This is a genomic window from Paenibacillus apis (assembly GCF_018333295.1).
Classification (GTDB): domain Bacteria; phylum Bacillota; class Bacilli; order Paenibacillales; family Paenibacillaceae; genus Fontibacillus; species Fontibacillus antibioticophila.
Genome location: NZ_BORS01000004.1, coordinates 141808 through 165680, shown reverse-complemented (window position 1 = coordinate 165680; position 23873 = coordinate 141808). Strand labels below are relative to the sequence as shown.

At 49.8% G+C, this 23873-nt stretch carries 22 protein-coding genes; 9 read left to right on the top strand and 13 right to left on the bottom strand.

What is annotated here, in order from left to right; all coding sequences use genetic code 11:
- Positions 1 to 3 precede the first annotated feature (3 nt).
- Both KI362_RS07525 and KI362_RS07520 read left to right on the top strand, forming a co-directional pair.
- Positions 4 to 1137 carry a GerAB/ArcD/ProY family transporter gene (locus KI362_RS07525; protein WP_301626107.1) on the top strand — a complete coding sequence of 378 codons (1134 nt, stop codon included), beginning with the start codon at positions 4 to 6 and terminating at the stop codon, positions 1135 to 1137.
- Positions 1134 to 1361 (top strand): hypothetical protein, encoded by a 228-nt coding sequence (locus tag KI362_RS07520; protein WP_301626106.1) that lies wholly within the window; start codon positions 1134 to 1136, stop codon positions 1359 to 1361. Before KI362_RS07525 ends, KI362_RS07520 begins: the two co-directional genes overlap by 4 nt.
- Before the next feature lie 35 nt (positions 1362 to 1396).
- Here KI362_RS07520 and KI362_RS07515 read toward each other — a convergent pair whose 3' ends face one another.
- Together KI362_RS07515 and KI362_RS07510 are read right to left on the bottom strand one after the other, a co-directional pair.
- A complete protein-coding gene (locus KI362_RS07515; protein WP_301626104.1) occupies positions 1397 to 1801 on the bottom strand; it encodes a hypothetical protein in 405 nt (134 codons plus the stop codon).
- 210 nt (positions 1802 to 2011) lie between these two features.
- Entirely contained in the window at positions 2012 to 2719 is a 708-nt protein-coding gene (locus tag KI362_RS07510) for a glycoside hydrolase family 73 protein (protein WP_301626102.1), read from the bottom strand.
- A gap of 127 nt (positions 2720 to 2846) precedes the next feature.
- On the opposite strand from KI362_RS07510, the gene KI362_RS07505 reads away from it, so the two are divergent.
- A complete protein-coding gene (locus tag KI362_RS07505; protein WP_301626100.1) occupies positions 2847 to 3521 on the top strand; it encodes a tetratricopeptide repeat protein in 675 nt (224 codons plus the stop codon).
- 66 nt (positions 3522 to 3587) lie between these two features.
- Here the strand turns inward: KI362_RS07505 and KI362_RS07500 are convergent, their stop codons facing one another.
- The 8 genes from KI362_RS07500 to KI362_RS07465 all read right to left on the bottom strand — a co-directional run bounded on the left by KI362_RS07500 (position 3588) and on the right by KI362_RS07465 (position 14386).
- On the bottom strand, positions 3588 to 6761 hold the full coding sequence (locus tag KI362_RS07500) for an MMPL family transporter (RefSeq protein ID WP_301626098.1): 3174 nt from the start codon (positions 6759 to 6761) through the stop codon (positions 3588 to 3590).
- Entirely contained in the window at positions 6758 to 7207 is a 450-nt protein-coding gene (locus KI362_RS07495; protein WP_301626096.1) for a MarR family winged helix-turn-helix transcriptional regulator, read from the bottom strand. Before KI362_RS07495 ends, KI362_RS07500 begins: the two co-directional genes overlap by 4 nt.
- A 155-nt stretch (positions 7208 to 7362) precedes the next feature.
- On the bottom strand, positions 7363 to 7785 hold the full coding sequence (locus KI362_RS07490) for a GNAT family N-acetyltransferase (protein WP_049894839.1): 423 nt from the start codon (positions 7783 to 7785) through the stop codon (positions 7363 to 7365).
- Positions 7786 to 7813: 28 nt separating this feature from the next.
- Positions 7814 to 8488 (bottom strand): ribose-5-phosphate isomerase RpiA, encoded by a 675-nt coding sequence (gene rpiA, locus KI362_RS07485; RefSeq protein WP_301626093.1) that lies wholly within the window; start codon positions 8486 to 8488, stop codon positions 7814 to 7816.
- 116 nt (positions 8489 to 8604) lie between these two features.
- Positions 8605 to 9279, bottom strand: coding sequence for a thioredoxin domain-containing protein (locus KI362_RS07480; protein ID WP_301626090.1), 675 nt, complete (start codon positions 9277 to 9279; stop codon positions 8605 to 8607).
- A gap of 98 nt (positions 9280 to 9377) precedes the next feature.
- On the bottom strand, positions 9378 to 10631 hold the full coding sequence (locus KI362_RS07475) for an MFS transporter (RefSeq protein ID WP_301626088.1): 1254 nt from the start codon (positions 10629 to 10631) through the stop codon (positions 9378 to 9380).
- Positions 10632 to 10714: 83 nt separating this feature from the next.
- Positions 10715 to 13054: an RNA polymerase recycling motor HelD gene (helD, locus tag KI362_RS07470; RefSeq protein WP_301626086.1), complete on the bottom strand. Its 2340-nt coding sequence runs from the start codon at positions 13052 to 13054 to the stop codon at positions 10715 to 10717.
- 309 nt (positions 13055 to 13363) lie between these two features.
- Positions 13364 to 14386, bottom strand: a complete 1023-nt coding sequence (locus KI362_RS07465; RefSeq protein WP_301626085.1) for an FUSC family protein — start codon at positions 14384 to 14386, stop codon at positions 13364 to 13366.
- Positions 14387 to 14517: 131 nt separating this feature from the next.
- Here KI362_RS07465 and KI362_RS07460 point away from each other — a divergent pair, with 131 nt between their 5' ends.
- Positions 14518 to 15036: a hypothetical protein gene (locus KI362_RS07460; protein ID WP_049894837.1), complete on the top strand. Its 519-nt coding sequence runs from the start codon at positions 14518 to 14520 to the stop codon at positions 15034 to 15036.
- Positions 15037 to 15108: 72 nt separating this feature from the next.
- On the opposite strand, the gene KI362_RS07455 is transcribed toward KI362_RS07460, so the two are convergent.
- Positions 15109 to 16197 carry an AI-2E family transporter gene (locus tag KI362_RS07455; RefSeq protein ID WP_044478276.1) on the bottom strand — a complete coding sequence of 363 codons (1089 nt, stop codon included), beginning with the start codon at positions 16195 to 16197 and terminating at the stop codon, positions 15109 to 15111.
- A gap of 527 nt (positions 16198 to 16724) precedes the next feature.
- Here KI362_RS07455 and KI362_RS07450 point away from each other — a divergent pair.
- Positions 16725 to 17798: a bifunctional 3-deoxy-7-phosphoheptulonate synthase/chorismate mutase gene (locus tag KI362_RS07450; protein WP_044478275.1), complete on the top strand. Its 1074-nt coding sequence runs from the start codon at positions 16725 to 16727 to the stop codon at positions 17796 to 17798.
- Positions 17799 to 17801: 3 nt separating this feature from the next.
- On the opposite strand, the gene KI362_RS07445 is transcribed toward KI362_RS07450, so the two are convergent.
- On the bottom strand, positions 17802 to 18869 hold the full coding sequence (locus KI362_RS07445) for a lactonase family protein (protein ID WP_301626082.1): 1068 nt from the start codon (positions 18867 to 18869) through the stop codon (positions 17802 to 17804).
- 179 nt (positions 18870 to 19048) lie between these two features.
- Between KI362_RS07445 and KI362_RS07440 the strand changes: the two genes are divergently transcribed.
- On the top strand, positions 19049 to 19384 hold the full coding sequence (locus KI362_RS07440) for a LytTR family transcriptional regulator DNA-binding domain-containing protein (protein ID WP_044478273.1): 336 nt from the start codon (positions 19049 to 19051) through the stop codon (positions 19382 to 19384).
- Positions 19385 to 19467: 83 nt separating this feature from the next.
- Here KI362_RS07440 and KI362_RS07435 read toward each other — a convergent pair whose 3' ends face one another.
- Positions 19468 to 20466 carry an aldose 1-epimerase gene (locus KI362_RS07435; protein ID WP_301626079.1) on the bottom strand — a complete coding sequence of 333 codons (999 nt, stop codon included), beginning with the start codon at positions 20464 to 20466 and terminating at the stop codon, positions 19468 to 19470.
- Between the two features lie 187 nt (positions 20467 to 20653).
- On the opposite strand from KI362_RS07435, the gene KI362_RS07430 reads away from it, so the two are divergent.
- From KI362_RS07430 to KI362_RS07420, 3 genes are all read left to right on the top strand, one after another.
- The gene (locus KI362_RS07430; protein WP_301626078.1) at positions 20654 to 21556 is read left to right on the top strand and encodes a C40 family peptidase; all 903 of its coding nucleotides are present in this window, start codon (positions 20654 to 20656) and stop codon (positions 21554 to 21556) included.
- Positions 21557 to 21705: 149 nt separating this feature from the next.
- The gene (locus KI362_RS07425; protein ID WP_301626076.1) at positions 21706 to 22629 is read left to right on the top strand and encodes a molecular chaperone DnaJ; all 924 of its coding nucleotides are present in this window, start codon (positions 21706 to 21708) and stop codon (positions 22627 to 22629) included.
- A 115-nt stretch (positions 22630 to 22744) separates the two neighbouring features.
- On the top strand, positions 22745 to 23803 hold the full coding sequence (locus KI362_RS07420; RefSeq protein WP_301626074.1) for a LacI family DNA-binding transcriptional regulator: 1059 nt from the start codon (positions 22745 to 22747) through the stop codon (positions 23801 to 23803).
- The last annotated feature ends 70 nt before the right edge of the window (positions 23804 to 23873 follow it).

Genomic DNA, 23873 nt, shown 5'->3' with positions numbered 1-23873 from the left:
CTGATGTTTGCAGTGTTTTGCTTTATACAGGCTACTGTACTGCGTTCAGGCTATATCATTGCTGTGACCCGGCAGGACTCCTGGGCGATGGCTATGACCGGTTTTTTGTTTGCGATTCCGATCGTGGCTATCTACGCAGCGCTGCTACGTAAATTTCCCGGAAAGAATCTCATTGAGATCAGCGACTGTATTTTCGGGCCGATTATAGGGAAAGTTGTATCTGCGTTCTATCTGTTTTTCTTCTTATCGCTCGCAGCACTCAATGCCCATGACCTTGGAAGCTTTGTTGTGCGTTACTTGATGCCGGAAACTCCGGTAGCGATGGTTCTTCTTATTTCCCTAATGGGATGCGCCTACGCTCTCCGCAAGGGAATCGAAAACCTCATGTATTTATCGATCTGCTTAAGCATGATCGTCGCGGGTGCAGTAGCCATCAATTCTATTCTGGTGCTTAATGACATGAACCCGGGATTTCTGAAGCCTTTTTTCCAAATGGACCTCATGAACTACATTCAGGGCACAGTTACTATAGGTGCGGTCCCGATGGGCGAGATTATCGCCTTTACAATGATTACTCCAATGCTGGAAAAAGAGAAAAAAGTGCTAAAGCCACTCCTGTTCGGGCTGCTCCTTTCAGCCTTTTCCATGGCGTTTGCCATGCTGCGTGATATCTTAACACTAGGACCTCTCGTCTCTATTGTATCGCTGCCATCCTTTGAGTCGATACGTTATGTGACCCTTGCGGATACCCTTACACGGATGGAGAGTATTTATGCGGTGGTGCTGATTCTTCTCTTTTTATTTAAAGTTTGCATTCTGCTATATGCGTTTATACTGGGATTAGGTCATATACTGGGCAGAAAAAATCAGCCGCTGCCGAATCAGGATCATACTAATCCTTCATTTAATGCAGATCAACCCTCGAGTCTGAGAAGCTTTCCGCCTCTCACGCTCGTTTCTACGGCCCTTGTATTCTTCTATTCGCTTATTGTATTTGAGTCCGCGATGGAGAATATAGATTGGGGTGCAAGCACAGCGCCCTTCTTTTCACTGACTTATGAACTTCTGCTGCCAGCCGTGTCCTTGTTGGTCGCCTTCTTGCGAAAGCTTGGCAAAGCTCGGGAGGTGAGAGAATGAAGGTACTTCTGGTAATTATAGCTTTTTGCGGTATCGCCGGGATGGATCTGCCTGACATGATTAAAAACAAACAGTGGCGAAATCTTGCCATCTATTCAGCGATCTTCTTATCGGTGCTTACATTTGGAGTGCTCGTTGCTTCAGATATTAAAGTCCCGAGCCCTATCAAAGCGATTCAGGTCATCTACCGTGACATTCTTGGCTTGAGTTTCAAAGCCTCCTGAATTAAAAAACCGCCCATCCTCATGAGCGGTTCTACTTACAGTCTGCTTAAGTAATTTACCTGACTTACAAGACTTCGCTGCAAGTCAAGCTCCTTCTTCATATTGCTGAATATATCCTGAAGGCACGGTCCCCAGAGCATGCTGTTTTGCTTCAGGCAAGTCTTGACCTCGAGAAAGCTCTCTTCAAAGAGCTCGAGATGGGGGCTGTCCGTCTCGGTCAGAAATTTCCGGGCTTGTCTGCTGATTGAAATATATTCTCTCCATAGCTCCAACTGCAGCGCCTTGGACTCGGGAGATAATTCCGTCCAGGTGAACGCTCCGCCTTCCACGATTTCATTGGAGCCCTGCACATACTCCAGATCGGAGTGAACCAAGATGAAGCTGCGGATTCGCTCTTCCAGCAACATATATTGAATTTTAAGCTCCTCGATATTCTCCATAAGATACACTCCTTTCCGTCCAACGCACTTATCACAAAGGATATCATTACGGACCTAGAGAAACGTTACCTTGTATGGATGTATTGGTTACATTATAACTCCATTCAGCCATGAAGTATATATAATTATGACAAAAATGTTACTTTTGTATGAGGGCAAATGGTCCCAAAGGTATGATCTGGAAAAGCATTTGCCCCTGAAATTGCGACTTTATCCACTTTTCTTAAATAATCCCCTGCGATGCAACACCGTAATAATCCGATAAAAATCAAGGCTTCCCTGCTCAGGGTTCTGGATCAGAGGGTTCTTCCGGTCATAATCCAGCGCCGCCTGAATCGACTCCTTCGCCCACTCCGGAGTTGGAAGCTCATGATAGCGCTGCAGCGCTGCAATTTGCTCCGCTTGCTTCGATACGGTAGCCTGCAGCGCTTGAAACAATTTCTTCTCTTCTGTAGTCATCGGCTCATCCCCTCCTTGAAGATCATATTTATATAATTCGTATTTATCCATCATCGCAATCAGTTTGGCTGCATAGCCAGGGTCGGTAGCGTAGCCTGCCGCTGCCACGGCCCGCGCAGCCTCCTTGCCTGTCTTGCCGGGAACAGCTTGATAACGCTTCGTGAGCAGCAATCTGGAATGATCCGCAATGGACTCGGCCCATGAATGGTATTTGCGAAAGGATGCGGTTACCCGTATCGGAGAGCCTCCTCTGTATTCTGTGGTCTGCATTTGCTCACTGCCTGCCGGTCCTGTCCCTTTAATTCCAAACAAATTGTTAGCCTTCACCGTTAATCCGCTTGTTCCAAAATTGGATTCCAAGGCTGCCTGGGCGATCGTAAGAGATGCGGCAATCCGATTCTGCTGCCAATCGCGGACTGCATCAGGAGCAATCCTCGCGATAAATGCCATCCTGTCCATCTTCTCACCTCCCTAGTATCAGGTTATGCACAGCTCATCCGATCCGCTTAGACGTCCTCACAAATATGTATATCACCTTTTTCCTTTATGCTATAATTGGAAAATACAATATCAGGTGGAGGTTTTTATGAGTAAGGTCATGTTGTTCTTCCTATTATCCTGGCTGCTGGGAAATCCGCTCCTGGCAATCCTTGTATTACTTCTGATTATCTATTTTCTGGACCGGCGATTCGTCGGTGTGCTTCCCAGTATCTCCAAGCCCTTCAAGCGCTCACGTCAGATATCCAAGCTCAGACAACAGCTTGCGCTGAATCAATTCGATGTTTCTTCCAAGCGTGAGTTAGCACGTCTATTATTGGAGAAAAGAAACTTTCGTGAGGCGGCAGATCTGCTGTCAGGGGTTGAAGCTCAATCGGAAGCCTCTGCAGAATTCTGGAATGATCTTGGAACAGCTGTGATCGGATTGGGACGGATTGAAGAAGGAGAAGCCCATATCCTGAAGGCCCTTGAGTTGAACGAGCGGGTTAAATACGGACAGCCCTATTTGACACTGGCAATGGCTTTCCGGGATAAGGATATGGAGAAGGCGCTCCGCTATGCCGGACAGTTCGGCACGATCCAATCCTCCTCCAGCGAGGCATGCTATTTGCTGGGCAGTTTGTACCAGGCTCTGGGGCGCAAGGAAGAAGCAAGAGCCAGCCTGGATGAGTCTATTGCAATCTATCGTACGCTTCCGAAATACAAGAAAAGACATGAGCGGAAATGGGCTTTGCGCAGTTTCTTCAAACGGATGACCCTATGAAATAAAGAACGCCCCTTCCATAGCCGCATAGGCTGGAAGGGACGTTCTTTATTTTGCAGCAGTAATTTACATCGTATAATGGTTGCCTTGATTGTGTCCTGCAGCGTTGTCTTCCGATTCAGCACGGCTGAACGGCCACCAGTTCCAGCTGCCGAACATTCTGACCATGACCGGAATAAAGAACGGCAGGAGTACTACAGAGTACAAGAACAATCCCGTAATGACGACCGTGGCAATCTGCAGCATGGACAGCACGCCCGATGGGTACATGGAGGCCATCGTTCCGGCCAGAATCACAGCCGCTGACAAGATAACAGTCCCCATATTTTTCATGGCATGCAGAATCGCCTGCCCTGCTCCCCAGTCCTTGTGCTCATTAAAGCGATCCATCAGGAAGATACTGTAGTCAACGCCGAGCGCGACAAGAATGACGAAGCTAAAGAACGGCGTAGCCCAACTGATGCCTGAATAATGGAGCACATCCGCGAAGATCCATTCCGAGAAGCCCATCGAGGCATAGAAGGTTAGCACGAGTGAAGCAATGATATAGAGCGGCATAATCAAAGACCGCAGCAGGATGACCAAGATTATAAAGATACCCGCCAGCATCAGGATCACCGTACGCGTGTAATCCTCTCCGGAAATGGTCTTCAGATCATTAAACGTACTTGTGACTCCGCCAACAGCAATCTCCGCATTTTCCAGCTTGGTGTCTTGAACAGCCTTGGCCACTGCTGCCTGAACTGCATCGATCTCATCGATGGCTGCCGTACCGTACGGATTGCTGGAGAACACTACGTCCATAGTCATAACCTTGCGGTCCGGAGACAGATACAAGTCGAAGACCTGATTGATCTGCTCGTGCTCAAGCGCTTCTGCCGGTACGTACCAGCCTGCAAGCTCACTGTCGGACGAACCGACCTCATTCAAGTACTCCTTCGCCGTATTCAGGCCATCGGATACCTGAGCAAGACCATCGACGCTTTGATCCAATCCGTCTGTCAAAAGCGAAATTTGTCCGGCAAACTGGCTGAAGCCGGTTTGTATCTGCTGTTGTCCATCCTCTATTTGCGACAGCCCTGCTACGACATCCGGAATATTGCCAATCACTTGGCCCTGTCCGGCCGCTGCTTGCTTCAAACCGCTCTCAAGCTGATCGAGACCCGCAATGAATTGATCCAGTCCTCCTGCAAGCTGTTGACCGCCAGCCACGGCAGCTGCAAACCCCTGGTTGGCTTGATCCATGCCCGAGACTACTTTTCCAAGCTCTGAATGAACTTGGGTTAAGCCTGCCGCAAGCTGCGGAAGTGCTGCGCCTAACTCAGTAATCGTGCCGCGAATCGTTAAATAGTCCATATCCGCAGCAAGCTCAGGATATTTGCCCTCCAGGCTGATGAACCGGGCATCGAGAGCAGAAAAGCCTTGTGTTGCCGCTTCAAGCTGCTGGCTCATTTGCCCGAGCCCGCTATTCAATTCAGTTAGTCCCCCGCCAATTTGCTGATAGCCGGCAAGGAGCTGGGAATTGGCATCTGCAAGCTGCTGTGCACTGCTCTTCACCTGCTGCAAGCCTTTCTTCAATTCTCCTGCTCCAGCAGAGCCATCCTGAATCCCCTGCTGAATTGCTGTTAATCCATCTTGCATTTGACTTATGCCTGATTTCAATTCAGCGGTGCCCGATACCAGTTGTCCTGTGCTGGACGCCGCCTCTGCCAGCTTAGGCTCATTTTCGTTCAGTGCCGCACTTGCTTCAGCCAATCCATTCCGGATGGCGCCGAGTCCTTCGCTGCCCTGACCAAGTCCATCCCCCACTGTCTTCACCTGACTGTTCAGGGTAAACTCCGTAAGCTCATCGCCCGCAGGCCGGCTCAAGCTTCTGACGCTGGCAACGCCGTCCACCTCCGTAATAGCGCGAGAGATTTTCTCGGCAAGCGTCATATATTCCGCAGAGTCCATCTCTTCATCGTTGCGAATAACCAGCTTGGTCGGAAGGGTCTCCCCTGGCTCGAAGCTCTCGGAAATAATATTATAGGCTTTGACCGATTCAAATTGCTCTCCGATTTCCTCCATGCTGTTGAAGGATACATTTCCCGAATAGGTAAAGAGGAAGGGTACCGTAACAGCGGCCACAATCAGCAGCGCTGCCCATGGACGCTTCAGGGAGAACCTGCCGATAGCCCCCCAGAACCGGTTCTCCTTGTGCTCCAGCGATTTGTTAAGCGGCCAGAACAGCTTGCTGCCCAGCACAGCCATAAAGAACGGAACAATCGTAATCAGCGCCAGCAGCATGACTGCGATTCCGACTGCAACCGCTACTGCCGAACGATACAATACAAACTGGGAGAACCCGATCGCCGAGAAGCCGACCAGTACGGCTAAGCCAGAGAAGAATACGGTTTTACCCGCTTTTTTGTAGGTCTGAACGATCGCTTCCCACTTATCCGCTGCTGTCTGGAGCTCCTCCTTGAACCGGCTGATCAGCAAAATGCAATAATCCGTCCCGATGCCGAACATAACGGCAACCATAAAGATTTGTGTATAGGTTGAGATTGGGAAGTCAAAGCGGTCCACCAGGAACGACACAATGGACTGGGATACAACATAACTAAGTCCCACGGTAAGAAGCGGAACAAATGGAGCGATCGCCGACCGGAATACAACAACCAGAATCAGCAGGATAAAGATGACGGTGAAATATTCCGATTTCTTCAAGCCTTGCTCCGAGCTGTCGATCATATCTCCATTAATCTGCTCTTCACCCGTCATGTAATGTTCAACCGATACCTGATCAAGCACCTCTCGGATGCCTTGCTCGAGCTCCTTGATCGTACGGTCACCGGGCTGAACACTAAGCGAGGTCAGCAGGGTCGCACCGTCTTTCGAGATCATCTTGTCTGCCGCCTCCGGCGTAGAGAAGGGATCCGTAATGCTGCTGATGCTCAGCTCGTTCATGTTCGTTCTGAGCTCATCCAGCGCTTGCTGGATCTCTTGTCTTTCTCCGTCACTTATGCCTTGTTCCTTATGGAATACAAGCGCAATTTGCAGCTCCTTGCCGCCTCCATCTGCATCGGAGATCTCCTTCAAAATCGAGGACGCAGTGGAGGAGGAATAACCCTCAGGCACAGTAATATCTCCTTTTTCCCGTACCAGCTCCCCCATCGACGGCGCAGTAAAGATAAGCACAGCAGCTATAACCAGCCACAGTGCCACGATTCCCCATCTAGCTCTCAGAATGAATCTCAAGATTCTCCACTCCCTTTTTCCATCATGTTCGCCAGCTTCTCAAACGTTTGGATGAAGCCTTCAATTTCGTCCTTACTGTAGTGAACCATATACGCCGAAATGACATCAAGAATTTGCTTTCGGGTTCGGGAATGCAGTTCCTTCCCATACTCCGCCAAAGATAAATATACGATCCTTCGGTCGCTCTCATCCCTGTTCCGCTTCAAAATTTCCCGATCTGTCAAACGCGTCGTAATTGCCGTTATCGAGCTTTTGCCAACAGAGAATACATCCGCTAACTCCGTCGAAGTCACTTCACCTCTGGTTGCGATGTAATCAATAAGCTGGTACTGCTCCAAGGTCAGTTCATCTTCAAGACTGTTCCTCAGTTCATTGTACATCCGCTTGGTAACCTTAAAGAATGCGGCCATATAACGCTCATATACGATTCGTGATTCCAGATTCACCTCTATTCACCCCCGGTCTGTTCCTGCACCAACAAGTTCGATCATAGAACTATTCGACAATAAAACTATATGGCGATTTTTTCTCAAAGTCAAACAGCCAACAAAAAATCCTCCCCAAGCGTCGTACTCAGACCTTGAGGAGGATTCTTGTATATTTATTCTTCGGCTTCATACACGCAGCGGAAGAGCTCCGGCTGTCCGGGTGCTGCGAAAAAGCCCGTTACACTAAACCCGATATTCCGGAAAAAGTCGGCTCCCTCCTCATCGGTAACAGCTGTGACTAATTTAGGCTTTTTCAAGACAATCGCTTCTAAAATAAGACCTCTGCCATAGCCTTTCAGCCGATCCTCAGGGCGAATGGCCAGATGCATAATGTCCATGCGTTCCGGAGACAGCATCTCAATGCCGATCAAGCCGATCCATTCTTCCTTGTCCTGATATGCATATAGTTCCGCTTCTCTGCCAGAACGGTAACGGGACCACATCTCTTCCTGCTGCTCCGGGTCGAAGCCTGCTGCAATCTCCATCAATTCCCGAACCGCCGGATCAACCGGCTCGCTGTTAATATGGTTCAGCAAGGGATCTCCTCCTTCTCTCTTCATCCGCTTACGGTTTCTCAATCATCTCGGTTGTACCGTCCTCATGTCCAATAACTACAACATCCGCAATATTCACGAATAATCCGTGATCGACCACGCCGGTCAGTTGCTTAAGCTCCGCGTCCAGAGTTCCCGGATCCTTAATCACCCCGAACGAAGCATCAACGATATAATTTCCGTTATCGGTCATATAAAGCCCGCCGTCACGGGTACGCATTTGGAACTCAATATCGTAGCGGCTTTTAAGCTGGACAAGGGTCCATTCATAACAGAATGGAACAATCTCAATCGGCAGCTTGAAGGCGCCAAGATGCGGAACCAGCTTGCCCGGATCGGCAATGACAATAAACTTGTCACTGTTGATGGCGACCAGCTTCTCCCGAAGCAATGCTCCGCCTCCGCCCTTGATCAAAGCCAGGGCAGGATCGACCTCATCCGCACCATCAATGGCAAGATCCAGCTTGCTCACATCCGCTGCTTTAATGAGCGGAATCCGGTATTTCTCCGCCAGCTCCTCCGATGCCTTCGAGGTCGCAATGGCCTGGATCTTAAGCCCTTCTGCTACCCGTTGGCCAATTCGTTCAATCACATAGTATGCAGTAGAGCCTGTCCCCAAACCAACAAGCATTCCTTCCTGAACCCATTCTGCGGCTTTATATCCAGCTGCCTGCTTTGCATTCATCTTCCCGGTTCCCTCCTGCAAGTCTTATTACACCTTATGCTATCTTAACAAAAACCAACCTAAAAAAGAACAGTACATTCCATCGCGAATGCGATATTCATGCACTGTCCCCTGGTTTACTCTCCACCTATAGCAGCCTTGATCCCTGCGTACGAGACATCTTCCACCAACTGCCCATTGACGAATACCGTCGGGGTTCCGCCAACCTCGTGAGCATCTGCAATCCGTATGTCCTTCTCAATCTGCGGCAGATATTTCGCTTCATCCAGTTCCTGCGTAAACCGCTCCAGGTCTGCCTTCGGAATCTCATCAGCCACCAGCCCAATGATAAATTCCCGATTCGCCCATTCCTCATCCTTCTTCCCCTGATGCTCCATCATCAGGTTGAAGTAGGTCCAAAAGTAGGAGGGATCCTGTTGATACAAGGTTTCTCCCGCCAAAGCGGCCAATGTGGAGTCCGGTGCCAAAAATGGCAGGTCGATATAATAATAGACTGCTTGTCCGCCATCAATATAGTTCTCTTTAAGCGGAGTCAACACTTCATCCTTCCACCGTTTGCAGGCAGGACATTTATAATCCGCAAACTCGATGATCTGAATCGGCGCATCCGGATCGCCGAGATAAGGCTGGTTGTCAAGATCAAAGCCCTTTGAGCTGCCCACCTTCTCGGTAGCGCCAAGGTCGGGAGACACAGCCTTTGGCTCCTCCCTTTTTACCGAGCATGCGGTTAAGACTACAACTGCAAGCAGCAGTACAGCCATCCTTTTCAAAGTGAATTCTATCCCGGTCACATCATTTCCCTCCATGTAATGTAGTGGCCCAATATTAGGAAATAAATGGAGAGGATGTCAAGGAAAAAGATCACCATAGACCGGTCATTCCTCGAAGCTCAGGGCTGATGGGCAGACTTCCGCATAATCTGTTGTTTTCTGCCTGATTCCCCGGCGCCAGCTTCCGGTTTGACGAGGGTTAACAGAAGAATCACACCGATCAGTGATACTGTTCCTACGGCGGTGAATAAGGCAATATGCCCGGAACCTATCAATAAGGAGATGACCGGGGGCCCCAGAGATACGCCGATAAATCGCATGCTGCTGTAAATGGAAGTGATGGAGCCGCGAAGCTTCTTTTCAATTCCTTCCGTAATGAGAGCATCCGAGCTGGGCAAGACGATCCCGATGCCGACGCCGCACAGAATCAGACAGGCAATGACATAGTAAATATTATTGAACAGGCTGATTCCGAACAAAGAACCCGTGGCCAGAACAAGTCCGCCTACCCCGCACCACTTCATTAGCAGCTTGTTTTTGCCGATCTTTTTCCCTGTTAAATATGAGGCCAGGCACAGGGCGGCCAAAGGGATGGCCAGAACAAGCCCCTTGAGAATGCCTTCGAGTCCATGCTTTTTCTCTAATTGGTCTGATAAATAGAACAAGACGCCAAACAGCAGGAACATACAGATTCCACCGATGGCAAATATGGCATACAACCATCTTCCCTTTTCCTTAAAGACCTTTTTAAGGGAACTAACAAATTCCCGCAGCGGTTGTCCCGAGTCCTTCCGTTCAGGCTCATGTACTAGAAATAAAACAAGCAACAGCGATAGCACGCACAAAATCGGAATGGACAAAAAGGGAACATACCACGCCCAAGCCCCGAGCAACGCCCCCAGAATCGGACTAATGACTTTACCGAAGGTGTTGGATGTCTCGATAATTCCCAAGCTATGACTAACCTCATCGTCATTATCGAACATATCGCCGACCAGAGGAAGTACGATGGGAAAAGCGCCACCCGCTCCGATTCCTTGAAGCACACGTCCCCCCAGCACAATCCAGTAGACGGACGCCCCATCGCCGATCCAGGATGCAACCCCTGCAACCCCGCCTCCAATACCCGCAACAATCAGACTGGGGATAATCACTTTTTTTCTTCCCCATTTGTCCGAGAAATAGCCTGCGATTGGAATAAGCAGGATCGCAACAACGGCATAGGCCGTAATTAGAAAGCTAACCTGTAAAGAGGATATATGAATTTCCTTGGCAATCTGCGGCAAGATCGGAATAAGCATGGAATTGCCCAAGGTCATGATCAATGGAATCGAGGCCAGTGCCGCCAAGTCCCCGGTTTTCTTGTTCTTCAATTTATGTACCACCCTTCATCGCTTAGGAACGAATCCATCAGAGTTAGTGTGGATGGTACAGCATAAAATATTCCCGGGATTTCTTACATACGGTAAAGCTGCTCGCCGGCCTCCTTCACGAATCTGCTTGGTTCCCCTAAAGAGTAGATATGCAGCAGATGCATCGCTCGGGTACAGGCCGTATAGAAGAGCTTCCGCTCCGCTTCTCTCGTATAACTGTTATTAGACCCGTTATAAATCAGAACCGCATCAAATTCTACTCCCTTTGCCAAGTAAGCGGGAATAATATGGATCCCCTTTTCAAAGGACAGGGTCGTCTTCTTGATCAGCTTGACGGGCACACCAGCAGCAAGCGCAGCAAAGGCCTGTTCGCTCTCTTCAACCGTTTTGCAAATAACGGCAATGGTTTCATAGCCCTCTCCCCGAAGTTGCTCGATCTTCAACAGCAATTGTCTGTGCAAGTCTTCAAGATTATTTACAAGCTTGACTACCGGCAGTTCACCTTCCCGGTTAAACGGAATAATCTGATCCCCGCCAGGAATCATCGCACGGGTAAAATCAACGATCTGCCGGGTTGAACGGTAGCTTCGCAGCAGCGTGATCGACTCGCTGCCTTCCTCGCCATACAGCTCCTTCAGGGTTGCCGTGCCCTGCAGTACAGATGCATGGGCATAGATGGCCTGATTCAAATCCCCTAGCGCCGTAAATCTTGCCCTAGGGAACAGCCGCTTCAGAAAATGCAGCTGAAAGGGCGAATAATCCTGTGCTTCATCAATAATGACATGCCGAATCGAGGTATTCGAACGGAAGCCCAGAAGCATCTCCCTGAGATACAGATATGGAGTGGCATCCTCATAAAACAGCTCGCCATTTCCTATCTTTTGCAAAGTTAGCCTGGAAATATCCTCCCAGCCCTTCGGAAGCGGTTCCGGACTAAGCGTTGCCATTAACTCGGGCTTTTGAAATAACTGGCGGTACAAGCGGTTCACATCCACAAAACGAAGGGATTTAACCCATCTGCGAAGCGGCTTCATTCGGTCGCTGATAATCATCTTCGCGAGGATCGTCTTCTCGTCCTCATAATCGCTGAAGGATTGACCGCGCCGTCCCTGCTTGCGCCGCATCCGCTGAAAGGAGCGCTGATATTCATCCTTGTCCAGCAGTTGAATCTGCTCTTCCACCCAAGGCTCCTTCTGCTCCTGCTTGCCGAATGCGGCGAGCTCCTTAAGCAGCCATTCCTTCAGCAATTCGCAACGGTTTGCAAGACGAATGGAAGGATCAAAGGCGTAAAAAGCCGTTGCAATAGCTGCCGCGCTAACCACTTCTTTGCCTTGAAAGCGAAGCGGCTTGAACAGCATCTGCTCACGCTCCAGGAGCTGCTTGTACCGGTTGACCGCCTCGAGAAAGTGTACGGAGGACTTATACTGAATGCCTTCAACACGCGCTGCATAATCCGCATCGGCTGAATTAGACAGCACATATTCAATTTGAATGAACGGGTCCTCCAGTTGAACCTCCCTGCCGATCCGGTGTTCGAGGTACTCCTGAAAGGTCGTTTGCAGCATATTATCTTCTCCCAGCTCCGGAAGCACCGTGGAGACATAGCTGTTAAACATCGGGTTCGGGGAAAATAGCAGCATTTGATCCGCAGTCAGACTTCCCCTGTGCTTATAAAGCAAGTAAGCCACTCGCTGCAAGGCCGCGGAGGTTTTACCGCTGCCTGCGGCGCCCTGGACGATCAGCATGCGGGTTTTGTCATTGCGAATAATCCTGTTCTGCTCGCTTTGGATCGTTGCGACAATGCTCTTCATTTGCGCGTCCGAGCTGCGTCCAAGCACTTCCTGAAGCAGTTCGTCACCGATCGTAACGCCCGTATCAAACATCACTCTTAACCGGCTGTCACGAATAACAAACTGCCGCTTAAGGGACATCGTTCCTTCAATCCGTCCCGAGGGAGTCTGGTAAGAGGCCGGGCCAGGAACACTGTCATAGTATAAGTTCGAGATTGGCGCCCGCCAGTCATAAATCAAAAAATGCTCGCCACCGTCTTCGAGAAGAGAGGCAATGCCAAGATAAATAGCTTCCGGAGCGTCTCCTTCCTCGGCAAAGTCAATTCGACCAAAATAAGGGGATTGCTTCAGCTTTCTCATCTTCCCCAATGCGGCTGAGGCATGCTGATGACTCTTCTCGCGTTCGGACAAGACCTGGGACTGCTGCCGCAGACTTGTCGAGGTCTCCCCGACATCATCGGCCTCGCTGAAGTTCACGGTTACCTCGTCCCAGAAATCCTTCCGCATCTCCACAACATCGCCGCGAACCGAGCCAACTTCCTGTTCCAGTGTTGCTATCCTTGAAGTAATTACACCATGCACTCGTTCTACTCTCTGCTGTTCCTCAAGCCAAGCTTGATCCTGAACGTTCATTTAATCACCCCGTTGTAGAAATTATTAGTTGAATTATGATTTGTACGCCGGGGCAACGTGTGAAGTGTTCTTACGATCGCTGTTGTTCGCGGATTTCTCTGATTGAAATAAACCATTATAAGGTAGAATTCCACTCGCAAAGGCGAACGCTATCGCTTTATGCTTCCGAAGTAGCTTTCTTACAGAAAGCTTTTAACACTTCACACTTATGCCCTTTCTACGTAGCTTTTATAGTTCAACTTATATAATATAGTCGATCTATACACGATGATCCTGCTAGAGCAGGATCAGGTAATAGGCGCAAAAAACTTAATTAACCTCTCCGGCTGAGCGATGGTCTGCCAACCGGTTTAATCTTTCCAACTGATATCCATACTCATACATTTCCGCGGAGACGATCGTAAGCCGCAGGAAATCCTCTTGCTGTCCTTCATATTTGTCCAGTAATCCGCGTAAAAATCGGTCGTTATCCTGTTCAAATTTTTCGCCTTCAAGCAGGTTCGGCTTCAGCTTATCATCAAACTTCAACATAATATGCTCATGAAATTTGATCAAGCGCTCCAGATGCGCATCAAAGTCTTGATTAATCTCCGGAGTACGCTGCGCCTGAAAATAATGACTCTCCACCGCATCCAGTACATTGTAGCCTTTTCTCAAGGTTCTAAGCATCTGCTTGTACACCACGAGCTGCCGGCTATCCTTGAACTTCGGACTCTTTAGCTTCTTTTGATCCTCTTCCATCAGCTTGTATTTGTCAGCAAGTGAATTAATCCGATCCTCCAGCGAGCGCTTCTCACTGCGAAACACCGTCTCCTTAATCTCGTCAGACACGGCAGTCCGCAGCAGCAATGACAGATGATCAAAGGTCTCACGAATCTGATGGGTGTATTGGACGTGCGGCTTGGGCGGAAACACCAGCAGATTAATAATAAACGCGGAGACAATGCCGATCAGACTGAGGGCGAAACGGTTCAGAGCAAATTCCCATTGCCCGGAGGCTTCCATCACGGCGATAACGGTAACCAGCGTGATGCCGATCGTCTCTCCCATTTTCAACTGCAAACAGATCATAATGACAATGATGCACACCAGCCCCACCGCAATGGGCTCATTGGAGAAAATCATGCCGCCAAGCATCGCAAGGACAGCCCCCAGGGTATTCGTCTGAAGCTGGTCCATCAAATATCTCCAGGATTTATAGATAGAAGGCTGCATTGCAAATATGGCAGCAACGGCCGCGATGACCGGTGAAGATAACTGGAACCAGCTCACCACATATAGAGCAAGGGTCACGGCCAAACCCGTTTTCAGCATTCTGGCACCAAATGTCACATCTCATTCCTCCTGTTGTTTACAGTCCAAGCTCCTTGTTATTTTTACCCGAAATGATAAGAAACAGCTCATTATGGTCAACACTAAGAGATGAAACCCAATCATTCTAACTGAAGAGGTGAAGAAAGTCCATGAATTTACTAGGCAAACTGACACTACTGTCCATCGTGACTCTCAGTCTCGCCGCTGCTCCCGCCGCGGTACAGGTATCCGCTTCAGGCGAATGGAAGCCCGCCGCCGAGACTGGTCAGGACGGCAAGAAGCAGGAGCATCATCACAAGCACGGTCATCACCGTCCGGTTCACGGAGGACATATTGTGAAGGACACCGCCGATTTGCTCGGGATCAAGCCGCAAGCGCTGGTGGAAGAGCTTAAGCAAGGCAAGACGCTGCTTGAGATCGTTCAGTCGAGCAAAGGGTGGACCGAGGAGCAATATGTCCAGAAGCTAACCGAATCGGCTAACAGTCATATGGCCAAGGCTCAGGCCGAAGGCAGGCTCAGTGCCGAGGACGCGGCACGCATGAAAGAACGCCTCCCAGGCAAGCTTAAGCGGATCATTAACCGAACCTGGAATCAAACTGCACCCGGCCACCCTGCTCTGGACTACAAGCAAAACCAGATCAACTGGGCAGAGCCGCAGCAGAAATAGAACAACACAAAAGGAGCTCCTCCGCAGTTCTCGGGGGAGCTCCTGCTATCATCGCAGAGTACACCTCATCACTTAGGTCGTTCCGTTGTCCTGTTCAGGAGGTGGAGACGCCTTCCTGGACAGTAACCGGCGCTCAGGAACATTTATCGGCACTTCCAGAATATCAAGCAGGAACATGAAGATCGGTACCCCGACAATCAATCCCCACACCCCGAAGAAATGCTCTGACACCAGCAGGATCATAAAGGTATAAAAGATTGGCAGATGAGTTTTGTTTGACATAAATTTCGGGTTTAATATATAGGCTTCAACTGCATGAACGACTGCGATCATGATCAGAACATAGACGATTTTAATCAGTCCGCCAATCTTGAAGGCAATGGCACATAACGGAATTAATGAAATAACGACCCCCATAACCGGGATAAGGCCCAACAGGAAGATCATAATCGCCAATGCGATCAGATTCGGGAATCCGAAAATCCATAGGAATGTAGTGGAGAGCGCTGCATTAACAAGCGCAATCAGGAATTGAACCTCGATGACCTTCCCGAAGGAATGCACGAACTTTTTCCCGAAATACTCCAATTCAAGGAACAATCCGGACAGGCGGCTTTCTTTGAACTTTGCCGTAAAATTCGTAACCTTCTCCTTCTCCAGAAGCAGAAACAAGCTTAGAATAATGGCGACGAACAGATTAAGACTCCATTCCCCGATATTAGTCAATGTACTGAGAAGGAAGGTAAAGCCTTTATCAATATAAGAGGACAAGTCGATATCTTTTAAAGAATCTACAAGGAAATTAAGCAGAATATTATCCGGCAGATTGGTCGGGGGATTGTCGTAGAATGAAATGACCTGATTGACCAGATCAGTCAGCTCTGCAATGAATACAGGCAAGTAATAGTATATGGCCGTAACAAGAAGCGAAATCATAATGGCGTAAATAAGCAACACGACGATAACCGAATTAATCTTGAATATTCGGTTTACATTACGAACAGTAAAATTATGTAGACGGTTGATCAGGTAAGTCAGGATAAACGTAATCAGAAACAGATTGAGCATGCTGCGGGAATAGTACAGGACAATGATGGCAAATACCAGCGCGATCACTCGGCGAAAGCCCGGCATCTGGAATAACTCTCTGAAGAAGGCCATTAAGAACAACTCGCTTCCTTGTCAAACTTTTGCTTGATTGCTGCCTACTAAATCATCTTACGCGAGCCGGCTTCATAAAAGCAAGCAAGACCGCTTATTTTTCCTTGGATCTGTTAAAAATTCTCTCCATCCGATTCAATGCGTTAAAGCTTCACCCTTGCTTCACTGGGCCGCATGTTCTTGCCATCCTATGCACAAAAGACTATAATCTCGAATAAATTACGTAATGAGCACAGCAATAATGACCATGACGGAGAAAAGTACGCAGATGCGTCCAGACAGGGACGGCGGTGCCGCAGACTGAGAGCACCCCGGATGGAGCCGCACTGCCGAAGTTCGCTCCCGAGTCGAGCCCTGAACGGCCATATCGGTCCATTAGGGAGCTCCGGCAACACGCCGTTATCGTGTTTTGAGCTGAGTAACTGAAAGGTTGTCTAACAAGGGTGGTACCGCGGTAATCCCGTCCCTTGAGAGACAGCCTTTTTTTGTACATCGGCGCACTACTACATGCAAAGGGGATAGGAGCAATGGCAGAAGCGTTGGATCAACTGCGGGAGCAGCTGAACGGAATCAATTACGAATTACTGAGACTGCTCAATGAAAGAGCAAGCATTGTTCGGGAAATCGGAGAGATCAAAGAAAAGCAGGGCGTGCCGAAATTCGATCCTGTACGGGAGCGGGCTATGCTGGAAGAACTGACCCGGGTTAACCCCGGTCCGTTCAAGGATGCCGAGATTAGGCATCTCTTTAAGGAAATCTTCAAGGCGTCGCTGAACCTTCAGGAGGAGGACCATAAGCAGCAATTGCTGGTTAGCCGCAAGAAGCAGCCACAAAGTACAGTTATCAATTTGCAAGGAACTCTTATTGGAGGCGACACACAGGTTATGGTCGCAGGTCCTTGCTCGGTGGAATCCTATGACCAGCTTCGCACGGTCGCGGCTGCCTTGAAGCAGGCAGGCATCAAGGTCATGCGCGGCGGAGCATTCAAGCCGAGAACCTCCCCATATGACTTCCAGGGGCTGGGGGTGGAGGGACTTAAAATGCTGAAGGAAGTGGCTGATGAGTTCGGGCTTGTCACGATCAGTGAGATTGTGCACCCGGACCATATGGAACTGGCAGAACAATATATTGATGTTATTCAGATCGGCGCAAGAAACATGCAGAACTTCGAGCTGCTTAAGGCAGCCGGAGAAGCCAAAATCCCCGTTCTGCTTAAACGGGGAATTGCAGCTACACTGGAAGAATTCGTTCACGCCGCTGAATATATCGTCGTGAAGGGGAATTCGGAGGTCATGCTGATTGAGCGCGGCATCCGCACTTACGAGAAGTGGACACGAAACACGCTGGATATCTCCGCCGTACCGCTGCTCAAGCAGGAGACCCATCTGCCGGTGATGGTTGATATTAGTCATTCCACCGGGCGAAAGGATATCCTCCTGCCATGTGCGAGAGCGGCTCTTGCAGCGGGCGCGGACGGCATTATGGTCGAGGTGCACCCCGACCCGCAGACTGCGTTGTCCGATGCCGCACAGCAGCTGGATATTCCCCAGTTTGAGCAGTTATGGAGCGGGATACTCAATTCTGGGCTTTTCCATCAATAAAGATTATCTAAAAGGTCTTACACATACCGGCTTGGCTACTTCAGCAGATTGGCCTGTAAACGTCAGCTTGCCGCTGGCAGGGTCAACGCGGAATAAAGTCAGATTGTTGCTGTCCCGGTTGGCGCAGATCAGATAATCGCCCTCCGGTGTCAGCGCAAAATGACGAGGATGCCCGCCTTCTGTGGATACATGCTGAACGAAGGACAATGCCCCGCTGGCCGGTTCAATGGCAAATTGGACAATACTGTCATGACCGCGGTTGGACCCGTAAAGATAACGTCCATCGTTAGACACTGCAATCTCGGCGGTCGTATTTTCACCCGTATAGCTGTCCGGCAAGGAGGATACTGTATTCACAGGAGTCAGCTTACCAGTCTCTGCTTCATACTCATAAGTGGTAATCGAGTTGCCTACCTCGTTAATGGAATACACATGCAGCCCGTCGGGATGATAGGCCAGATGTCTTGGCCCTGATCCGGGGGGAGTTACGGCATCGTAAGCGGGAGACAGCTTGCCCTCCGCAACATCGACGGCATAGCTGCGCACCCGGTCCAGCCCTAGATCCGCTACCAGCAGGAAGCGATTATCCGGACTGAATTTGGCAGAATGAGGGTGAGGGCGGTCCTGACGGACAGGATCGGCTCCTTGCCCCTCATGCTGCTGTTCATCAGTCAGTCTGCCTGTACCTGACAATCTGATCAGCCCGACATTTCCTCCGTGATATCCCGAGACCGCCGCATACTGGCCGGAAGGGTCAATCTCGATATGTGAGGTCGAGGGCTTGAGCGTCTTGATTCGGGCCAATTCTGCAAGCTTGCCGGTTTCGGTATCGATCCGGAAGGGCACAATCTCACCGATCCGCTCTCCATTCTCGGTTGTTTCGGAAATGGCATAAGCAAGACCTCTTGTCTCATCCAATCCGACAAAGGTCGGGTTCTTCATACCGGACACCGCATCCAGACGGGTTAACGTCTCCTGTTCTTTATCCAGTTCGTATACATATACTCCGTTTTGCTCGGGGTCGGCATAGGAGCCAACGATAAGCAAGGTTCGATTTGGACTTGATTTCATGCTGATAATTTCCTCCTTCTGCACTCCTTATTCAATCTCTATTTTTTCGTATATTCCTTGAAAAGTCCAGCAATCCTTCCTTGAATAGCTAAAATTTAAAATTGCACCCCTACACAAATCCAGAAAAATATGTTATACTGCAAGCGCTTCCACAACATCTTCTAAAGGGGGAATTTGGAATGATGAATGTCGGACAGGAGAAGAATCATGTGTTCGATGTGTACGAGGATTTAGAGCCGCACGACACGTATTTCTTCAAGATTGGAGTCCAGGGATTGGTATGCTTCCACGGCAGATATTACAGCATAAAAAAGAGATTCTCCGCGGAACAAGTCTCCAAGCTCATCGCAGACCCTTCGTTTTACCGCATCAGCAGCAGCTGCTATGTGAATCTCTCCAAAATCTCCGAGATCCGGGAGAATGAGATTCTGTTCCGGGATCAAATTCACGGAATCAAAACCTTGCAGGTTCCAAGACGTAATCTGGAAGAGATCAAACGGCTGATTCCTGCTTAAACAAGCGGGCAAATAATCTGAAAGAAGCAGCCCGTCGGCACTTATTGCAAGTGCTGCATCAGGCTGCTTCTTTTAGTTTGCCATTAAATCGGCTTCACATAGAAGCGGGATGTCTCTTCCCAAATCTCCCCCGCTTTGAGACTGAAGAGACCTATCTCCTCGGCAGGCAAATCCACATTCGGGGCATTCACCAGGTTCACATGCGGCTCAGGACAAAAGAATCCGCCTGCTGCTCCGCTATTCCAAACCATCCACTGCTTGTATGACGTTCCCACATCATATACCAGCACGGCGCCTTCTTTGCGGTCCGTCAGCTCCATCCGGTTCCGTCCATTCTGAGGTGCGGCTGTGTAGTGATTATCCATCGCAGCGAAGAACGGGCTAATACCTTCTCCTTGCAGCAACAGTTCCTCCTTGCTTAGCTCCTGGAACTCACCGGTCGGCAGCATCCGGTCATTCAAAGCCCATCTCTTTCCGATCGTCAGTTTCGCAGTACAATCTTCGGACGAGCTTCCTTGTGCGAACGGTACATTAACAGCTGTATGGAAGGCGAGCAGGCAGGGCATCTCCTCCTCCCCATTGTTCTTCACGAACAGATGCTGACGAAGTCCATCGGCTCCCAAGGAATAGGTCAGCTTGACCGTAAAACGAAATGGCAAGTATTGATAAATGGCATGCTGTTCATCAACGTCTATTTTTACCGTTACGAAGCTCTCGTGGCCGGCAACTCCGAATTCTTCAACCTCCCAGGCTGCCGTGTGCAGGAAACCGTGCAGATGGTTGCCTGTCGCCGGCTCATTCACCGGGAAATTCAGAACCTTCCCCTTCCAAGGGAAGCGGCCGTCTTCATACCGATTGGGCGGGAACAGCACCGGAATTCCGTGCACGCCAGGATTGCTCTTGAAGCTCTCCATTTCCGACTCCGCCGGCTCCCGCAAAAAGCGGTAACCGCTTTCGTTATCGCGGAAAGCAATCAGATTGCCTCCCACATGCGCCAACATGATCGCCTCATATTTCCCCGCCTGAAGCCCGATCGCCGGCTCCCCATGAAATACCGTTTCATAAGCTTTGAACTGCGTCATTATTTGATCTCCCTTCGCCACATTCCTAATCCTTAATAGGACAGACAGACTGTTCTGGTACGCATTATATCAAATCCGGGCTCCCTTCGTCACCGGCACAGGTTATGAAAATCCGGATTGCATACATAAAAAACCTACATTTCTGCATACTTCAAATATTCACTAAAGAAATGGAGTGTCTATATCAATGAACAGCAGTCGCATGAAAACAACCGCTCTTTGCCTGCTTCTATTTCTGCTTACGGGGATATTGAACGCCTGTGGAGATGCCTCGAATGGTTACACTGCACAGTCGCTCCGATCTCAAGACAGCTCCTCCCTGCGCGAGGCACACAACACCCAGAATACCTGGCTGCAAATGAACCAATTGGCCGATTCGATGAATCTGCGGCTTGTCAGCCGGAAGAACCTGATTCAGATGGGCTACACGGATCCGATCTTCGAGGTGGCAGCCGGAAGCAAGGAGGCCTTGTCCTTCGGCAAGCAAGTGATGCTCCCTGATGCTCCCATCCGGCACGACGGCTGGGTGTACATCAGCCCGCGATCTGCGGAAGCCTTGCTGCAGACCTCGATTCAGCGGGATGAAGCGACCGGCAAGGTCTCCGTATCTTCGCTCGAACAGGCCCATGGCGGCTCCGGAGCAACCGAAATTGAGTCAGAGTCAGAGTCCGATACCGGACAAATCCGTATCTTGAGTCTTCCATCGGACCGCAGCGAGATGGTGTCTTATGCCAAGCGGTTTTTAGGTGTTCCTTACGAATTTGGAGCCGCGGATTATTCGACGTCCAAAACCTTTGATTGCTCTTCCTTTACTCAGCATATCTATGACCATTTCGGCGTCGATCTCCCCCGCCTCGCCCGGGATCAGGCCCAAAGGGGCTCTGCCGTATCCCGAAGCAGTCTTAAGGCAGGGGATCTGATCTTCTTCACCGTTCCCGGACGATTCTCCAGCGACAAAATCCCCGGTCATGTCGGCATGTACATCGGAGACGGAAAATTCATTCATACCTGGGGAGATCCCGGCGTTCAGATCAGCCCGCTGGATTCGGGATACTGGAACGAACAAATATTGTCCATGCGCCGAATCTAGCTATCAAGTCTCTATAAGGATACCGCTGGGCCGCTCTGGCATTGAATGCCGGGCGGCTATCCCTGCTTTGTGCGCAAATTTCACATTCATGCTCATCCACAGTATAATTAAAGCTAGTTAAATACATATACAAGGAGACCGAATGATCGATGGATGAACTGAAAAAAGCCTATGAGATTCTGGGCCTTCCCGAGAGCGCTTCCCGGGAGGAATTGGACCGTGAATTTGATATTCTGATCCGCAAATCCCGCTCCCGCAAGCCTGCTCAGAATACTGCCGAGAACCAACCGGATGAATACGAGCTGAAGCTGAAGGCATACAGAACGATTGTCGACTATGAAGAGAAGAAAAAGATCGAAGAGCTTAGCCGCGAGCGTTACTCCAAATGGGGCAGATTTGCCGGCACCGCAGAAAAAAGCAATGATTTTTTCAGAATTCATAAGACCAAAATCATAATCGGAATCATCTCAGTTATCGTTGTTATTGTTGGAATTACGGCCATTATGAACAACTTGGAGGAGAAACGCCGAATCGCGGCTCTTCCCCCGCTCGATTTATCCGTCATGTTCCTTGGCACCTTCATGGCTGATGACAGCAAAGGCGGGGATAATGCGCTAGAGGATGCCTTCACAGCAACGATGCCGGATTGGCAGCGTACAGAGGTGGAGCTCGTCTATCTGCCTTCGCAAGAGGCAGATGTGATCGGGTCCCAGGATATCGCATTTCAGCAGAAAGCGATGGCCCTGCTCTCAACGGAGCGTCCAGACGTATATATTGTTGATGAGAACGCATTAGACTGGCTGATGAACAGCGGCCTGTTTATGAACCTGGACGAAGACGCGAACGGTGAACTCAAGCCGCTGTTAAAAGAGGACTCCATCGTTACGGGGAGATCTGAAGAGGATACTGAGGATCACATCTACGGCATTCGGGTAAAGGATAGCGAACTGGCCAAGCAGCTTCCGCTGTATCTGCCAGATATGATTGTGACGGTCCGGATCGACTCCGAGAACAAAGACAAGGCTGTTGAGTTGATTAAACGTTATCTGGAGACGACTCCTGCCTCGGAATAAAGCTAGTTCAGGCGCCTACGGCGCCTGTTTTTATAGACGAAGAAAAGAATTGAATTTAGGGAACGCTTCCATTACAATAAGACTATGAACGCGCGTTTATAAGAGGTGAACAGCATTGCGCAGCGAAGATATTGCAAAATTAGCCGGGGTATCCCGCAGCACGGTATCCCGGGTCATCAACAACTACGCCAACGTGCCCGAGGCGACAAAAGCGAAGGTGCTGCGTATAATCGAGCAGTATCAGTATGAGCCGAACAGCTTCGCCAGAGCCCTCGCCGGCAAGCGGACAGACACGATTGGCCTGTTCGCCATTAGTATGAATGAACGGGAAAATGCAAGCCGAATCTATCAGAACAGCTACTTCGGCCCGATCGTCGATCTGGTGGTCGATACGGCAAACTCCCTGGGCTACTATGTACTCATTCATACCGTTTACTCTCCCGGTGATTTTCAAAAAATCAAGCAGGCTTACCAACAGAAACGGATCGACGGCGGCATTCTTGTCGGCACCCAGAAGGATAGTGAGCTGGTCCGTGAGATGGTTGGCCAAGAGGCTCCTCTTGTCCTGATCGATTACGATATCTCGGAGATTATGGCTGAACGCTTGAACAAGAATCACTTGGCCGTCATTAACTCTATGGACTATGAGGGCACAGTTCATGCTATTGAGTATTTGATCGAGCTTGGCCACCGGAGCATCGGCATCATGAAGGGAAGAATGAGTACTTTTTCTGGCAGAGAGCGCTACGTTGCCTATGAAGATACGTTGCGCAAGCACGGGCTGCCGCTTCAGGAGGAATTCATTCTTGAAGGGGATTTCTTGAAGGAAACCGCCTACCAAGAGGCCGAGCGGCTTGCGGTGAGCGGGATATGGCCTACCGCCCTGTTCTGCTGTAACGATGATATGGCGATTTCAGCGATGGAAGCCTTCACAGCGCATGGCATCCGAATCCCCGATGATCTGTCTGTGGTCGGATTTGACGATGTTGAGCTTGCCGGCCGCATGAATCCCAAGCTTACCTCGGTCAAGCTGCCGATTCATGAAATGGCGACGGCTGCTGTAGAAAAGGTCATTGCTCTGTGCAACGCGGAGGAATCGGCGTTCAGCACGCTGAGCTTCCCTACTGCCCTGATCGTCAGGGAATCCTGCAGAGAGCTTAAGGAGCGCGAGTAACCGCATCACAACAGGTTTCACTCACCTTGCCCTTTCGGGGGCAATCTTTTCCGTCTATTATAAACGCGCG

Bases quoted from the DNA above. Each gene is read 5' to 3' on its own strand.
- KI362_RS07445 (WP_301626082.1), bottom strand. From the start codon at position 18,869: ATGAAATCAAGTCCAAATCGAACCTTGCTTATCGTTGGCTCCTATGCC.
- KI362_RS07425 (WP_301626076.1), top strand. From the start codon at position 21,706: ATGGATGAACTGAAAAAAGCCTATGAGATTCTGGGCCTTCCCGAGAGC.
- KI362_RS07455 (WP_044478276.1), bottom strand. From the start codon at position 16,197: ATGGCCTTCTTCAGAGAGTTATTCCAGATGCCGGGCTTTCGCCGAGTG.
- KI362_RS07520 (WP_301626106.1), top strand. From the start codon at position 1,134: ATGAAGGTACTTCTGGTAATTATAGCTTTTTGCGGTATCGCCGGGATG.
- KI362_RS07525 (WP_301626107.1), top strand. From the start codon at position 4: ATGTTTGCAGTGTTTTGCTTTATACAGGCTACTGTACTGCGTTCAGGC.
- KI362_RS07450 (WP_044478275.1), top strand. From the start codon at position 16,725: ATGGCAGAAGCGTTGGATCAACTGCGGGAGCAGCTGAACGGAATCAAT.
- rpiA (WP_301626093.1), bottom strand. From the start codon at position 8,488: ATGAATGCAAAGCAGGCAGCTGGATATAAAGCCGCAGAATGGGTTCAG.
- KI362_RS07435 (WP_301626079.1), bottom strand. From the start codon at position 20,466: ATGACGCAGTTCAAAGCTTATGAAACGGTATTTCATGGGGAGCCGGCG.
- KI362_RS07510 (WP_301626102.1), bottom strand. From the start codon at position 2,719: ATGGACAGGATGGCATTTATCGCGAGGATTGCTCCTGATGCAGTCCGC.
- KI362_RS07515 (WP_301626104.1), bottom strand. From the start codon at position 1,801: ATGGAGAATATCGAGGAGCTTAAAATTCAATATATGTTGCTGGAAGAG.
- KI362_RS07440 (WP_044478273.1), top strand. From the start codon at position 19,049: ATGATGAATGTCGGACAGGAGAAGAATCATGTGTTCGATGTGTACGAG.
- KI362_RS07505 (WP_301626100.1), top strand. From the start codon at position 2,847: ATGAGTAAGGTCATGTTGTTCTTCCTATTATCCTGGCTGCTGGGAAAT.
- KI362_RS07460 (WP_049894837.1), top strand. From the start codon at position 14,518: ATGAATTTACTAGGCAAACTGACACTACTGTCCATCGTGACTCTCAGT.
- KI362_RS07430 (WP_301626078.1), top strand. From the start codon at position 20,654: ATGAACAGCAGTCGCATGAAAACAACCGCTCTTTGCCTGCTTCTATTT.
- helD (WP_301626086.1), bottom strand. From the start codon at position 13,054: ATGAACGTTCAGGATCAAGCTTGGCTTGAGGAACAGCAGAGAGTAGAA.